Here is a 14,234-nt window from a genome sequence, read left to right on the forward strand (position 1 = left end):
CGAAGCGACGAAGCCCAACGAGAGGAACCTGGAAACAAGAACGCCGCTCTTTCGGAGCGGCGTTCTTGTTTGTCAGCGATTGCGCGTCAGCAGCGCCGGGCGTTCGCCCTTGCGGCGCGGTTCCAGCTCTTCCAGCTGCTCCGCCGTCGGGAAGCGATCGCCGCGGATCAGGTCGCGCTTGTTGATCACCACCGGCTGGCGGGTCGGCTTGTTCACGTTGTACTCGGACGGCTCGCGCAGGGGAGCGTCGCTCATCCGCGAGATGTCGCTGCGACCCTGGCCGCCGCGCTTGCTCTTCGCGGCGCGCTGCTTGCCCTGGCCTTGGCCCTGCTGGCCGCTGCGCGCGGAACCGGAGCCGGAGCCCTTGCCGCGTCCGCCGCCCTGACCGCCACGAGCCTGGCCCTGCTGCTGGCCTTGGCCTTGGCCCTGACCCTGTCCGCGGGCGCGCGGCTGCTGGCCACCCTGGCCCTTGCCCTGGGCTTGGCCTTGACCTTGGCGCTGCCGCTGTCCGCGCGCTTTGTCCTTGTCCGGGAACGGGCTGACGTAATCGGCGCGGTTGCCGAAGTTGTCGTAATCGTCGTCGAGGAACTCTTCGGGATCACGGTCCGTGTTGGGCGCCGGCGGGCGAGCCGGTTTCTGCGGCTTGGCGGCGTGCGGCTGCTGCTGGCGCGGCTGACGCTGCTCCTGCTGCTGAGCTTGCTGGCCTTCGGGCTTGTTCTTGCCCTTGCCGCCGCGACGACGACGCTTGCCGGCGGGCTTTTCGCCCTGGGGCGTGTCGGCTACGGCTTCGCCTTCGGCGGTGACAGCGGCGGCCTGTGCCGGCTGCTGTTCCCTGTTGCGCTCCTTGCGCTCGCCGCGCTCACCACGCTTTTCCTTGTTCTTGCGCGGCTGCCGTTGCGGGGCTTCCCGGGTTTCCGGCTGGGCGACTTCCGGCAGCACCATGTCCGGGTCGAAGCCCTGCATGTCGCCGTCGGGAATGCGTTGCTTGGTCAGGCGCTCGATGGCCTTGAGCAGCTTCTCTTCGTCCGGGGCGACCAGCGAGATGGCCTCGCCGCTGCGTCCGGCGCGGCCGGTGCGGCCGATGCGGTGGACGTAGTCTTCCTCGACGTTAGGCAGCTCGTAGTTGACCACGTGGGGCAACTGGTCGATATCCAGGCCGCGCGCGGCGATATCGGTGGCGACCAGGATGCGCACGTCATTGGCCTTGAAGTCGGCCAGCGCCTTGGTGCGCGCGTTCTGGCTCTTGTTGCCGTGGATCGCGGCGGCCGGCAGGCCGTGCTTGGTCAGGTATTCGGCCAGGCGGTTGGCGCCGTGCTTGGTGCGGGTGAACACCAGCACCTGTTCCCAGGCGCCGAGGGTGACCAGATGCGCCAGCAGCACGCGCTTCTGTACCGCGGGCACGCGGAATACGCGTTGCTCGATGCGCTCGACGGTGGTGTTCGGCGGGGTGACCTCGATGCGCTCCGGGTTGTGCAGCAGCTTGTTGGCGAGGTCGGTGATGTCTTTCGAGAAGGTCGCCGAGAACAGCAGGTTCTGGCGCTTCGGCGGCAGCTTGGCGAGGACCTTCTTGACGTCGTGGATGAAGCCCATGTCGAGCATGCGGTCGGCTTCGTCGAGGACGAGGATTTCCACGTGGGACAGGTCGATGCTGCCCTGGCCGGCAAGATCGAGCAGGCGGCCGGGGCAGGCGACCAGAATATCGACGCCCTTGGATACGGCCTGGACCTGCGGGTTCATGCCGACGCCGCCGAAGATGCAGGCGCTTTTCAGCGGCAGATCGCGGGCGTAGACCTTGAAGCTCTCATGCACCTGGGCAGCCAGCTCGCGGGTCGGGGTCAGTACCAGGACGCGGGCCTGGCGCGGGCCGTGGCGATGCTCACGGTCGGGGTGGCCGGCGGGGAACAGGCGTTCCAGGATCGGCAGGGCGAAACCGCCCGTCTTGCCGGTGCCGGTCTGGGCGGCAACCATCAGGTCGCGGCCTTGCAGTACGGCGGGAATGGCCCGTTGCTGGACGGGCGTAGGGTGCGCGTAGCCGGCAGCTTCTACTGCATTGGCCAGGGCCTCGGAGAGACCGAGGGAAATAAAGGACATGCGGGGTTCCTGTATGTCGGCAACCTGCCGACTCTAGGGCGCGTGATTATCGCTCGGGGCGAGTGCCTGGCCGGGAGGCCAGCAGCACCCCGCCCACGATTCACCGGCTCTGCGCTGGCCGGGAATCTGGGCGGTGAGCCCGGAGCAGTGACCTCAGCGTGGAAGCTTGAGGTTGTTCCAGATTGCCAGGCTGGGTTCAGCCTGGTTCAGTGTATAGAAATGCAAACCCGGTGCGCCGCCAGCCAGCAGGCGTTCGCACATCTCGGTGATCACTTGCTCACCGAAGGACTGGATGCTGCCGACATCGTCGCCATAGGCTTCCAGTTGCTTGCGGATCCAGCGCGGAATTTCCGCACCGCAGGCATCCGAGAAGCGCGCCAGCTTGGTGTAGTTGGTGATCGGCATGATCCCCGGCACTACCGGGATATCAACGCCAAGCTTTTCCACACGGTCGATGAAGTGGAAATAGCTGTCGGCGTTGAAGAAGTACTGGGTGATGGCACTGTCTGCGCCGGCCTTGGCCTTGCGCACGAAGTTAGCCAGATCATCCTCGAAGTTGCGGGCTTGCGGGTGAACTTCCGGATAAGCGGCAACTTCGATGTGGAAATGATCACCGGTTTCGTTGCGGATGAACTCTACCAGTTCGTTGGCATAACGCAACTCGCCACTGGCCATGCCCATGCCCGAAGGCAGGTCGCCGCGCAGTGCAACGATGCGGCGGATGCCGGCTTCCTTGTACTGGGCGAGGAGGGTGCGCAGTTCTTCGCGGGAGTCGCCAACGCAGGACAGGTGCGGTGCGGTGGAAACCTTCACCTCGCCATCCAGCTGCAGCACGGTGGTCAGGGTGCGGTCGCGGGTGGAACCACCGGCGCCGTAGGTGCAGGAGAAGAAGTCCGGCTTGTAGCTGGCCAGCTGGCGTGCAGTGGCCAGGAGTTTTTCATGCCCGGCTTCGGTCTTCGCGGGGAAGAATTCGAAGCTGTAGCGGCGTTCTTGGGACATTTCGAAAGTCCTTCTTGGCGTAGGGTGGAAAACGGGCCTTTCCCACCGTCAGGCTGAGTGACGGTGGGAAAGCGCTACGCGCGTTTCCCACCCTACGGTATCAGTAGCGATAGGTGTCCGGCTTGAACGGGCCTTCCACGGTGACGCCGATGTATTCGGCCTGTTTCGGGGTCAACTGGGTGACGACACCGCCAAAGCCCTTGACCATTTCCAGGGCGACTTCCTCGTCGAGCTTCTTCGGCAGCACTTCGACGGAGAGGTGCTTGGCCTTCTCGGCGGCCGGCAGGTCGGCGAACTTGCGCTCGAACAGGTGGATCTGCGCCAGCACCTGGTTGGCGAAGGAGCCATCCATGATACGCGACGGGTGGCCGGTGGCGTTGCCCAGGTTCACCAGGCGGCCCTCGGCGAGCAGGATCAGGTAGTCGTCGTTGTGCGGATCGAAGCCGTCGTTGCCGGTGCGGTGGATCTTGTGCACCTGCGGCTTCACCTCTTCCCATGCCCAGGTCTTGCGCATGAAGGCGGTGTCGATCTCGTTGTCGAAGTGGCCGATGTTGCACACCACGGCGCGCTTCTTCAGCGCCTTCAGCATGTTGGCGTCGCAGACGTTGACGTTGCCGGTGGTGGTGACGATCAGGTCGATCTTGCCCAGCAGCGCGGCGTCGACGCTGGCTTCAGTGCCATCGTTCAGGCCGTTCTTGTACGGCGAGACGACTTCGAAGCCGTCCATGCAGGCCTGCATGGCGCAGATCGGGTCGACTTCCGAAACCTTGACGATCATGCCTTCCTGGCGCAGCGACTGCGCGGAGCCCTTGCCCACGTCGCCGTAGCCGATCACCAGCGCCTGCTTGCCCGACAGCAGGTGGTCGGTGCCGCGCTTGATGGCGTCGTTCAGGCTGTGGCGGCAGCCGTACTTGTTGTCGTTCTTGCTCTTGGTCACCGAGTCGTTGACGTTGACCGCCGGGACTTTCAGGGTGCCGGCCTTGAGCATGTCGAGCAGGCGGTGCACACCGGTGGTGGTCTCTTCGGTGATGCCGTGGATCTTGTCCAGCATCGCCGGGTATTTCTTGTGCAGGATCTCGGTCAGGTCACCGCCGTCGTCCAGCACCATGTTGGCGTCCCACGGCTGGCCGTCCTTGAGGATGGTCTGCTCGATGCACCACTCGTACTCTTCCTCGGTTTCGCCCTTCCAGGCGAATACCGGGACGCCGGCGGCGGCGATGGCGGCAGCGGCCTGGTCCTGGGTGGAGAAGATGTTGCAGGAGGACCAGCGCACTTCGGCGCCCAGGGCGACCAGGGTCTCGATCAGCACGCCGGTCTGGATGGTCATGTGGATGCAGCCGAGGATCTTGGCGCCTTTCAGCGGTTGCTGGCCGGCGTACTTGCGGCGCAGGCCCATCAGCGCGGGCATTTCCGACTCGGCGATGATCAGCTCGCGGCGGCCCCAGGCGGCCAGGGAAATGTCGGCAACTTTGAAATCTTTGAAACCGGCAGGCGTCATGACAGCGCTCATTAAATGAGATCTCCATTCGTATTGGTGCGAATGGGCGCCGTTGGTGCGTTGACAGGGCGGCGAGACTGCCCTGTGAGCGCGCTCCATTCGAGCCTGACTGGTTTGCTACCAGCTGCAGCGCCCCTCGAACGGAAGGCGGGAGCGACCGGACGGCCGCTTGAGTTGGCGATTATAGCGGCGCCGCCGGGATCGCCCAAGCATGACGTGCGCCGCCCGGCGGTCGGAACGGTAAATTTTGTTCTTCGCGGAGCTCCGGGAGGGGGCGGGTAGGGCGGGTGCAACCCGCCAGCCCAGGAGTGTCATGGCGGGTTGCACCCGCCCTGCTGCGTTCGAATCCTGTGAGCTCTACCGGAAACCGTACTCTCTTTGTTAAAATAAGAAGTATTATCAATTGCAATTGATCGGGGGCCGTCATGCCAAGCGATCAGGACAGCGCCATCGGCCTCCTCTACAGCGGCCACCATAGCTGGCTGCACAACTGGTTGAACCGCCGTCTCGGCTGCCGGGAGAGTGCCGCCGATCTGGCCCAGGACGTTTTCGTCCGCCTGCTGCGCAGCCGCCAGCCGCTCTCGCTGCATGAGCCCCGCGCCTACCTGAGCAGCATCGCCCGCGGTCTGCTGATCGACCACTACCGGCGCCGCGCCATCGAACAGGCGTATCTGGAAAGCATCGCGCTGCTGCCTCCGCCGGAGGTGCCCTCGGAAGAGGAGCGGCGACTGATCCTCGATACCCTCGAACGCCTCGACCAATTGCTCGACCGGCTCAAGCCACGGGTGCGCCAGGCCTTCCTGCTGGCACAGCTCGACGGCCTGAGCTGCCCGCAGATCGCCGAACGGCTCAGCGTGTCGCGCGCCACCGTGGAGCGCGACCTGGCCAAGGCCCTGCACGCCTGTTACCGACTTCGTTATGCCGACGCCTGATTCCCGCCCCCTCGACCCGGCCATCGTCGACCAGGCCATCCACTGGCTGGTGCGCCTGCGCTTCAATCCGGCCGACGCCGAAACCAGCCATGCCTTCGAACACTGGCATTGCCAGCACCCCGAGCACGCCCTGGCCTGGCAGCGGGTGGCAGGGCTGGGGGACGACTTCGCCAGGCTGCCGCCGGCCCTTGCCCGCGACACCCTGCAAGGCGCCCGGCGGCGCATGAGCCGCCGCGACAGCCTGAAAGTGCTCGGCTTGCTGCTCGGTTCCGGCAGCCTGGCCTGGCTGGGACGCGAACACACGCCGCTGCCCGAACTGTTCGCCGAGCAGCGCACCGGCACCGGCGAGCGGCGCCGGGTAACGCTGGACGACGGCTCCCGCCTGCAACTCAACAGCGGCAGCGCCGTGGACCGGGAGTTCGACGACGCGCGACGGCTGCTGGTATTGCGCCGTGGCGAGCTCATCGTCGAGACCGGGGCCGACCCGCGCAGCAGTCATTTGCGGCCGCTGTGGGTGCGCACCCGCGACGGCTACCTGCGCGCCCTCGGCACGCACTTCCTGGTCCGCGAGCGGCAGGACGGCACCCTGCTTTCCGTGCGCGAGGGGGCGGTCGCGGTATTTCCCGGCCAGGGGCAGCGACAGCCCGCACAGGTGATCCGCGCGGGCCAGTCGATCCTCTTCGACGAACGGGGAATGCACTCGCCGCCCGACCTGGGCCTCGATCCCTGGTCCTGGAGCGACGAGGTGCTCAGTGCCCGCAACGCCCGCCTCGCGGATTTCCTCGCCGAGCTTGCCCGTCACCGTCCCGGCCTGCTGCGTTGCAGTGCCGCGGCGGCCGACCTGCGGGTGTCCGGCGTCTACCAGTTGGCCGACACCGGCCAGGTGCTGGCGCTGCTGGCCCGCGCCCTGCCGATCCGGGTCGACACCTTCACGCCCTACTGGGTCAGCGTCGACTCATTGGCTTGAGCGCCTTCCTGGGGCTGCCGGAATCTGCCGAAAAATAAATGAGGGGGTTTCTCATTCTTATCCGACCTGTAGAGGAAGGCCGCACGACAGGCCCATCGCCATCCCTATCGAAAGAGCATCTACAGGCAATGAGAACCCTTTCCGCCACACCCTTGAGCAGTGCCATCGGCGCCGTGCTGCTCGGTCTGTCCCTGAGCGCCAGCATGCTGCCCCTTGCCGTCCAGGCCCGGGAGGCCACCGGTCTTGGCCAGGTACGGAGCTGGAGCATCCCGGCCGGCGAGCTGGCCGCCGTGCTCGACATCTATGCTCGCCAGTCCGGCGTCAGCCTGTCCTATGAGGCCGCTGCCGTGGCGGGCAAGCGCAGTGCGGGAGTTTCCGGCAGCTACGACAACCGGCAGGCGCTCGATATCCTGCTAAGCGGCTCGGGGCTGGAGGTGCTGCCGCAGACGGCCAACAGCTTCCTGCTGGCTCCGAAAAGGGACAGTGCCGAAGTCCTGGAACTCAGCGCCACCGACATCACCGGCCAGCGGCTTGGCGAAGTCACCGAAGGCAGCGGCTCCTACACCACCGGGCTGATCTCGATCGGCAAGACGCCGCAGTCGCTGCGGCGCACGCCCCAGTCGGTGACGGTGCTGACCGAGCAACGCCTGCAGGACCAGAACCTCACCAACCTGACCCAGGTGCTCGAACAGACGCCCGGCATCGCCGTCAACTACACCGACAGCGAGCGGGTCAACTACTACTCGCGCGGCTATGCGATCGATGCCGTGCAGTTCGATGGCGCGACCGTAGCCCAGAGCACCGGCAACGGAAACTTCATCCAGCCCGACTCGGCGCTCCTCGACCATGTCGAAGTCCTTCGCGGCGCCAGCGGCATGCTGCGTGGTTCGGGCAACCCGTCCGGTACGGTGAACCTGGTGCGCAAGCGGCCGACCCGCGAGGCCCATGGCTCCGTCAGCGCCACCGCCGGACGCTGGGACGCCCAGCGCTACGTGGCCGACATTTCCGGCCCGCTGGCCGCCGACGGCGCCATCCGTGGCCGCATGATCGCCGTGCACGACGACCGCGACCTGTTCCAGGACGGCCGCTCGGAGCGCAAGAGCGTGCTGTATTCGGTGCTCTCCGCCGACCTGGGCGACAGCACCACGCTGACCGGCGGCCTGGAATACACCGATCTGGACGCCACCGGCGCCTGGGGCGGGCTGCCGGCCGACTTCGACGGTTCGCCGCTGGGCCTGTCGCGCGACACCTTCCTCGGCGCCGACTGGGCGCGCTGGGATCGCAGCAATTTCCAGATGTTCGGCGATCTGGAGCATCTCTTCGACAACGACTGGCGGCTCAAGCTTTCCGCCTCCCGCACCCGCTTCGCCTACAACGACCGCGGCTTCTACCAGACCTTCATCTCCCGGGCCAGCACCACCAATCCCTACCTGATGAACATGTCGGTAACCCGCAGCGACGGCGGCAGCAAGACCGCCCACACCAACCTCGGCGCCGTGCTCGACGGGCCGTTCAGCCTGCTCGGCCGCGAGCATCACCTGACGGTCGGTGCCGAGCGCATCAAGGTCGACAGCACCGCCCTGCAGACCAACTTCCTCAATAACGTGCTGACCAACGTGGATGTGCGCAACTGGGACCCGTCGAACATCCCGCTGCCGTTCTTCACGGTCCCCAACAGCTCGACCGACACGGTGACCACGCAGAACGCCGTCTACGGCTCGTGGAACATCTCCCTGGCCGACCCGTTGACGGCGATCGTCGGTGCCCGCCTGAACTGGTTCGACTTCGAGCAGAACACCACCGCTACCGGCGACTACAGCGTCGACCGCGAAGTCGTGCCGTACGCCGCGCTGATCTACGACCTGACCGAGCAGATCAGCGCCTACGCCAGCTACAGCGAGATATTCTCCCCGCAGGCCGCCTACGACTCGTCCGGTTCGCTGCTCGATCCGCTGACCGGCGAGGTCTACGAGCTGGGCCTGAAGGGCGAGTTCTATGAAGGGCGCCTGAACAGCTCCATCGCCGTGTTCCGCACCAACCAGGTGGGCAAGGCGCTGGACGATCCGGACGCCACCGGCGGCGTCCAGTCCTGCCCGCCGTATTACCCGACCGGCTACTGCAAGACGGCCTCCGGCAAGACCCGCAGCGAGGGTGTGGAAATCGAGCTGTCGGGCGAAGTCCTGCCCGATTGGCAGGTTGGCGGCGGCTACACCTACACCACCACCGAATACCTGAAGGACACCCTCAGCAATACCGGCAACCCGCTGCGTACCGGCGATCCCGAGCACATGTTCAAGCTGTTCACTTCCTACCGCCTACCGGGTGCCTATTCGGCCTGGACGGTGGGTGGCGGCGTCCAGGCGCAGAGCGACATCTACGAACGCAGCGGCGCGGCCGAAGCCCGCCAGGGCGGCTATGCGGTGTACAACGCCATGCTCGGCTACCGCGTCGATGAGCACTATTCGCTGCAGCTCAACGCCAGCAACCTGTTCGACAGGCACTACTACCGACAGGTCCGGCCGACCGCCACGGGCTACTACTGGGGCGAGCCGCGCAATATCGCCCTGACCCTGCGCGGCGAGTTCTGAGCGAACGGCTGCCGTTGCGATGGGCTGCGCAAAAAAAACGCCACGGGGCCGTGACAGCCCGTGGCGTGAATTCCAGCCCCTGGGGGAGGGACCGGCCGCCCGCCGCTCGACGGGCGGGGTGCTTCAGATGACCTTGCTTTCGCGCAGCTTCGCCTGTGCGGCGTCGTCCAGGCCGAGCACGTCGGCGAGGATCTGCGCGGTGTGCTGGCCGAGGGTCGGCGGCGCGTTGCGGTATTCCACCGGAGTCTCGGACAGGCGGATCGGACTGGCGACCTGCGGCACGCTGCCGGCCAGCGGGTGCGGCAGGTCAATGCGCAGCTGGCGGGCGATCACCTGCGGATCGGCGAACACCTGCGACAGGTCGTTGATCGGTCCGCACGGCACGCTGGCGCGTTCGAGGATCTCGATCCACTCGGCGGTGGTGCGCATCACCGTGGACTGGCGGATCAGCGGGATCAGCACCTCACGGTTGGCGACGCGCGCCTTGTTGGTGGCGAAGCGCGGGTCGTCGGCCCATTCGGCGTGGCCGGCGAGTTCGGCGAACTTGCGGAACTGACCGTCGTTGCCGACGGTGAGGATGAAGTCGCCATCGGCGGTCGGGAAGTCCTGGTACGGCACGATGTTCGGGTGCGCGTTGCCCAGCCGGCGCGGCGGGTTGCCGGTGGTCAGGTAGTTCAGGGTCTGGTTGGCCAGGCAGGCGACCTGCACGTCGAGCAGGGCCATGTCGATGTGCTGGCCGATGCCGCTGACATCGCGGTGCGCCAGGGCGGCGAGCACGGCGGTGGCGGAGTACAGGCCGGTGAGGATGTCGGTCAGTGCCACGCCGACCTTCACCGGGCCGGCACCGACTTCCTGGTCGGAGCGCCCGGTAATGCTCATCAGGCCGCCGAGGCCCTGGATCATGAAGTCATAGCCCGGACGCTTGGCGTAGGGGCCGGACTGGCCGAAACCGGTGATCGAGCAGTAGATCAGCTTTGGATTGATCTTCTTCAGCGATGCGTAGTCGAGGCCGTACGCCTCAAGTCCGCCGACCTTGAAGTTTTCCAGCAGGATGTCGGATTTCGCCGCCAGTTCGCGGACGATGCGCTGGCCTTCCGGCTGGGTGAAGTCGAGGGTGACGGATTTCTTGTTGCGGTTGGCCGAGAGGAAATAGGCCGCCTCGCTGGTGTCGCGGCCCTCGGCGTCCTTGAGGAACGGCGGTCCCCAGTGGCGGGTGTCGTCGCCGACTTCCGGGCGCTCGATCTTGATCACTTCGGCGCCGAGGTCGGCGAGGATCTGCCCGGCCCAGGGGCCAGCGAGTACGCGGGAAAGGTCGAGGACGCGAATGTGCGAGAGAGCGCCGGACATCGCTGGACTCCTTTGGTAAGGGGCGGGCGCTCTTGTAGGAGCGAGCTTGCTCGCGAAGCAGGCGATATGGGGATCGCCAGCAAGCTCGCTCCTGCAGGGAGCGTGGCGTTCGAGTTAGAAGAACGCCTGGATGCCGGTCTGGGCGCGGCCGAGGATCAGCGCGTGGACGTCGTGGGTACCTTCGTAGGTATTCACCACTTCCAGGTTGACCAGGTGGCGGGCCACGCCGAACTCGTCGGAGATACCGTTGCCGCCCAGCATGTCACGGGCCATGCGCGCGATATCCAGCGACTTGCCGCAGCTGTTGCGCTTCATGATGGAAGTGATTTCCACAGCGGCGGTGCCTTCGTCCTTCATCCGGCCGAGGCGCAGGCAGCCTTGCAGGGCCAGGGTGATCTCGGTCTGCATGTCGGCCAGTTTCTTCTGGATCAGTTGGTTGGCAGCCAGCGGACGGCCGAACTGCTTGCGGTCCAGGGTGTACTGGCGGGCGGTGTGCCAGCAGGCTTCGGCGGCACCCAGGGCGCCCCAGGAGATGCCGTAGCGGGCGGAGTTCAGGCAGGTGAACGGACCACGCAGGCCACGCACTTCAGGGAAGGCGTTCTCTTCCGGACAGAACACGTTGTCCATCACGATCTCGCCGGTGATCGAGGCGCGCAGGCCGACCTTGCCGTGGATGACCGGGGCGGACAGGCCTTCCCAGCCTTTCTCCAGCACGAAGCCGCGAATCTGGCCTTCGTCATCCTTGGCCCAGACCACGAAGACGTCGGCGATCGGGCTGTTGGTGATCCACATCTTGTTGCCGGTCAGGCGGTAGCCGCCGTCGACCTTCTTCGCGCGGGTGATCAGCGAGCCCGGGTCGGAACCGTGGTTCGGCTCGGTCAGGCCGAAGCAGCCGATCCACTCGCCGGAGGCCAGCTTCGGCAGGTATTTCTGCTTGGTGGCTTCGTTGCCGAATTCGTTGATCGGCACCATCACCAGCGAGGACTGCACGCTCATCATCGAGCGGTAGCCGGAGTCGACGCGCTCGACTTCGCGGGCGATCAGACCGTAGCACACGTAGTTCAGGCCGCTGCCGCCGTACTGGGTGGGGATGGTCGCGCCGAGCAGGCCGACTTCGCCCATCTCGCGGAAGATCGCCGGGTCGGTCTGTTCATGGCGGAAGGCTTCCAGCACGCGCGGGGCCAGCTTGTCCTGGGCGAACTGCCGGGCGCTGTCGCGCACCATGCGCTCTTCTTCGGTGAGTTGCTGATCCAGCAGCAGCGGATCTTCCCAGTTGAAGCTTGCTTTGGTGGCCATGGATGGATACCTCGGGGTACAGGCAGGGAGGAGCCCACTCAAGTGTAGGTGGGTGCATTGGCGGCCATCCTAGTCAGCCGTCGGGAAACCCGGCAAACGAATAATTCGCACGCTGCTGTGCTATTTTCTCACTCCGTGATCTTCGCGAATCGAACTGGTGGCGTCTGATGCCGATGCGCTGCCGGTTTTCGCCATGAATTGCGTGTTACGAAATTCCGGAGAGGCATTCGATGCGACGCAAGATTCCCACCACGGCGGCGCTGGTCAGTTTCGAATCGGCCGCCCGTCACGAGAGCTTCACCAAGGCCGCGGAAGAGCTGGCGCTGACCCAGAGCGCCATCTGTCGGCAGATCGCCGGGCTGGAGGAATTCCTCGGCGTAGAGCTGTTCCGCCGCTCGCGGCGCGGGGTGAAGCTCACCGAGGCGGGGCTCAGCTACAGCCGGAGGGTCGCCGCGCGGCTCGATGCGGTGGAGCGCGACACCCTGGCCGTCATGGGCCAGCAGGGCGGCGGCACCATCGAACTCGCTGTGGTCCCGACCTTCGCCACGCGCTGGCTGTTGCCGCGGCTGAAGACCTTCAAGCAGCTGCATCCGGAAGTGACGGTCAACCTGACCAACCGCACCCGGCCATTCCTCTTCGCCGATACCGAGTTCGATGCCGCGCTGTATTTCGGCGATGGCGTCTGGTCGGGCACCTCCGCGCACTTCCTGATGCGCGAGAACCCGGTGCCGGTGTGCAGCCCGGAGCTGACCGCCGGCCGCACGCAGTTGAGCGCGGGGGAAATCGCCGAGCTGCCGCTGATGCAGCAGACCACCCGGCCGTACGCCTGGCGCCAGTGGTTCGGCTCGCTGGGGCTGAACGTCGCCCATGACATGAGCGGCACGCGCTACGAGCTGTTTTCCATGCTCGCCCAGGCCGCCATCCACGGCATGGGCGTGGCGCTGATTCCGCCGATGCTGATCCAGCGGGAACTGGAGGAGGGCAGGCTGATCGTACCGATGCAGCATGCCTATTTGAGCGAAAACGCCTATTACCTGATGATTCCCGAGCGCCGGGTGGAGTCGGCGGCGGTGGGGGCTTTCCGCGACTGGCTGGTGGAAGAGGCCCGTATCTACCGTACCGAGGCCGGCCTCGAATAACGCCTATCGGCGAAACCCGCGCATCCCGCCCACAAGGCGATACCGCAAGGAGCCCATATGAATTTCCACACCCGTAAATGGGTCAAGCCCGAAGACCTCAACCCGAACGGCACCCTGTTCGGCGGCAGCCTGCTGAAGTGGATCGACGAGGAGGCGGCGATCTACGCCATCATCCAGCTCGGCAACCAGCGCGTGGTCACCAAGTTCATGTCGGAGATCAACTTCGTCAGCTCGGCGCGCCAGGGCGACATCATCGAACTGGGCATCACCGCCACCGAGTTCGGCCGCACCTCGATCACCCTGACCTGCGAAGTGCGCAACAAGATCACCCGCAAGAGCATCCTCACGGTCGACAGGATGGTCTTCGTCAACATGGGGCCGGATGGTCTGCCGGCGCCACACGGACGCACGGAAATCCTCTACATCAAGGACCAGTTCAAGGACGAGGCGATGTCCGACGCCTGAGCGCGTCGCGGCGGGCTTGCGGGAGGAGGGGCATGACGGGATAGAATCCGGTTTGGTCTATACCAGATGGGGATTCCCGTGTTCGCTACCGCCCTGGTGCTTCTTGCAGCCGTCCTGCACGCGGCCTGGAACACGCTCGTCAAATTCAGCAGCGACCGCCTGCTGGTCGTTGCCTGCATGGACGTGGTCGGAGTGCTCGTCGCCCTCGTTCTGCTGCCCTGGATCGACACGCCGCCGGCCGAAGTCTGGCCCTGGCTGCTAGCCGCCACCGCCCTGCAACTGGTCTATCGGGTGCTGCTGATCGAGGCCTACAAGGTCGGCGACCTCGGCCTGGTCTATCCGCTGATGCGCGGGCTGTCGCCGCTGGTGGTGCTGGCGCTGACTTTGTATTTCGGCGGCGAAACCCTGAGCGACCGGCAGATCTTCGGCATCCTGCTGATCCCCGTGGGCATGCTCTGCCTGCTCAAGGGTGGCGGCGGTGCGCGCCTGCCCTGGGTGGCCTATCCGGTCGTGCTGCTGATGGGGCTGTGCATCGGCAGCTACACCTGGACCGACGGCAACGCCCTGAAGCGCTGGCCGCAGCCGCTGGACTACCTGGTCTGGCTGACGCTGCTCTCCGGCGGACCGTTCCCGCTGCTGGCGATGTTCGCCCGCACCCGCGCCTTCGCGCGCTTCTGGATCAACGAATGGCGAGTCGGCATCACCGTTGGAGTCTGCGTGGTGGCCAGCTACGGGCTGGTGCTGTGGGCCATGCAGCTCGGTTCGATCGCCGAAGCTGCCGCCCTGCGCGAAACCAGCGTGCTGCTGGCGGTGCTGTTCGGCATGCGCTTCCTCAAGGAGCCCTTCGGCCTGCCGCGTCTGCTGGCCTGTGCGCTGGTGCTGGCGGGCATGCTGTTGATGAAGCTGTGAGAT

At 65.9% G+C, this 14,234-nt stretch carries 11 protein-coding genes and 1 riboswitch; of the genes, 6 read left to right on the forward strand and 5 right to left on the reverse strand.

Annotation, left to right across the window (positions count from 1 at the left end):
- Positions 1-72: 72 nt before the first annotated feature.
- The 3 genes from JFY56_RS23280 to ahcY all read right to left on the reverse strand — a co-directional run bounded on the left by JFY56_RS23280 (position 73) and on the right by ahcY (position 4,600).
- Complete coding sequence (locus tag JFY56_RS23280) at positions 73-2,091, reverse strand: DEAD/DEAH box helicase (protein WP_208316653.1); 2,019 nt, start codon at positions 2,089-2,091, stop codon at positions 73-75.
- Positions 2,092-2,244: 153 nt separating this feature from the next.
- The gene (gene metF / locus JFY56_RS23285; RefSeq protein WP_208316654.1) at positions 2,245-3,090 is read right to left on the reverse strand and encodes a methylenetetrahydrofolate reductase [NAD(P)H]; all 846 of its coding nucleotides are present in this window, start codon (positions 3,088-3,090) and stop codon (positions 2,245-2,247) included.
- A gap of 100 nt (positions 3,091-3,190) precedes the next feature.
- The gene (gene ahcY, locus JFY56_RS23290) at positions 3,191-4,600 is read right to left on the reverse strand and encodes an adenosylhomocysteinase (RefSeq protein WP_208316655.1); all 1,410 of its coding nucleotides are present in this window, start codon (positions 4,598-4,600) and stop codon (positions 3,191-3,193) included.
- Positions 4,601-4,625: 25 nt separating this feature from the next.
- Positions 4,626-4,732: riboswitch (S-adenosyl-L-homocysteine riboswitch) on the reverse strand.
- Positions 4,733-5,013: 281 nt separating this feature from the next.
- Here ahcY and JFY56_RS23295 point away from each other — a divergent pair.
- The 3 genes from JFY56_RS23295 to JFY56_RS23305 all read left to right on the forward strand — a co-directional run bounded on the left by JFY56_RS23295 (position 5,014) and on the right by JFY56_RS23305 (position 9,075).
- A complete protein-coding gene (locus JFY56_RS23295) occupies positions 5,014-5,520 on the forward strand; it encodes a sigma-70 family RNA polymerase sigma factor (RefSeq protein ID WP_208316656.1) in 507 nt (168 codons plus the stop codon).
- Entirely contained in the window at positions 5,507-6,487 is a 981-nt protein-coding gene (locus JFY56_RS23300; RefSeq protein WP_208316657.1) for a FecR domain-containing protein, read from the forward strand. The genes JFY56_RS23295 and JFY56_RS23300 overlap by 14 nt, the downstream gene beginning before the upstream one ends.
- A 128-nt stretch (positions 6,488-6,615) precedes the next feature.
- Positions 6,616-9,075: a TonB-dependent siderophore receptor gene (locus JFY56_RS23305; RefSeq protein WP_208316658.1), complete on the forward strand. Its 2,460-nt coding sequence runs from the start codon at positions 6,616-6,618 to the stop codon at positions 9,073-9,075.
- Positions 9,076-9,198: 123 nt separating this feature from the next.
- Here JFY56_RS23305 and JFY56_RS23310 read toward each other — a convergent pair whose 3' ends face one another.
- Both JFY56_RS23310 and JFY56_RS23315 read right to left on the reverse strand, forming a co-directional pair.
- Positions 9,199-10,422 carry a CaiB/BaiF CoA transferase family protein gene (locus tag JFY56_RS23310; protein WP_208316659.1) on the reverse strand — a complete coding sequence of 408 codons (1,224 nt, stop codon included), beginning with the start codon at positions 10,420-10,422 and terminating at the stop codon, positions 9,199-9,201.
- Between the two features lie 114 nt (positions 10,423-10,536).
- Positions 10,537-11,718 (reverse strand): acyl-CoA dehydrogenase, encoded by a 1,182-nt coding sequence (locus tag JFY56_RS23315; RefSeq protein WP_208316660.1) that lies wholly within the window; start codon positions 11,716-11,718, stop codon positions 10,537-10,539.
- Between the two features lie 230 nt (positions 11,719-11,948).
- On the opposite strand from JFY56_RS23315, the gene JFY56_RS23320 reads away from it, so the two are divergent.
- The 3 genes from JFY56_RS23320 to JFY56_RS23330 all read left to right on the forward strand — a co-directional run bounded on the left by JFY56_RS23320 (position 11,949) and on the right by JFY56_RS23330 (position 14,231).
- Positions 11,949-12,857 (forward strand): LysR family transcriptional regulator, encoded by a 909-nt coding sequence (locus JFY56_RS23320; RefSeq protein WP_208316661.1) that lies wholly within the window; start codon positions 11,949-11,951, stop codon positions 12,855-12,857.
- Positions 12,858-12,914: 57 nt separating this feature from the next.
- The gene (locus tag JFY56_RS23325; RefSeq protein ID WP_208316662.1) at positions 12,915-13,322 is read left to right on the forward strand and encodes an acyl-CoA thioesterase; all 408 of its coding nucleotides are present in this window, start codon (positions 12,915-12,917) and stop codon (positions 13,320-13,322) included.
- A 78-nt stretch (positions 13,323-13,400) separates the two neighbouring features.
- Positions 13,401-14,231, forward strand: a complete 831-nt coding sequence (locus JFY56_RS23330; RefSeq protein WP_208316663.1) for an EamA family transporter — start codon at positions 13,401-13,403, stop codon at positions 14,229-14,231.
- The last annotated feature ends 3 nt before the right edge of the window (positions 14,232-14,234 follow it).

It is taken from the genome of Pseudomonas schmalbachii, from assembly GCF_017589465.1.
GTDB classification, from domain to species: Bacteria; Pseudomonadota; Gammaproteobacteria; order Pseudomonadales; family Pseudomonadaceae; genus Pseudomonas; species Pseudomonas schmalbachii.

Bases quoted from the DNA above. Each gene is read 5' to 3' on its own strand.
- JFY56_RS23280 (WP_208316653.1), bottom strand. From the start codon at position 2,091: ATGTCCTTTATTTCCCTCGGTCTCTCCGAGGCCCTGGCCAATGCAGTA.
- metF (WP_208316654.1), bottom strand. From the start codon at position 3,090: ATGTCCCAAGAACGCCGCTACAGCTTCGAATTCTTCCCCGCGAAGACC.
- ahcY (WP_208316655.1), bottom strand. From the start codon at position 4,600: ATGAGCGCTGTCATGACGCCTGCCGGTTTCAAAGATTTCAAAGTTGCC.
- JFY56_RS23295 (WP_208316656.1), top strand. From the start codon at position 5,014: ATGCCAAGCGATCAGGACAGCGCCATCGGCCTCCTCTACAGCGGCCAC.
- JFY56_RS23300 (WP_208316657.1), top strand. From the start codon at position 5,507: ATGCCGACGCCTGATTCCCGCCCCCTCGACCCGGCCATCGTCGACCAG.
- JFY56_RS23305 (WP_208316658.1), top strand. From the start codon at position 6,616: ATGAGAACCCTTTCCGCCACACCCTTGAGCAGTGCCATCGGCGCCGTG.
- JFY56_RS23310 (WP_208316659.1), bottom strand. From the start codon at position 10,422: ATGTCCGGCGCTCTCTCGCACATTCGCGTCCTCGACCTTTCCCGCGTA.
- JFY56_RS23315 (WP_208316660.1), bottom strand. From the start codon at position 11,718: ATGGCCACCAAAGCAAGCTTCAACTGGGAAGATCCGCTGCTGCTGGAT.
- JFY56_RS23320 (WP_208316661.1), top strand. From the start codon at position 11,949: ATGCGACGCAAGATTCCCACCACGGCGGCGCTGGTCAGTTTCGAATCG.
- JFY56_RS23325 (WP_208316662.1), top strand. From the start codon at position 12,915: ATGAATTTCCACACCCGTAAATGGGTCAAGCCCGAAGACCTCAACCCG.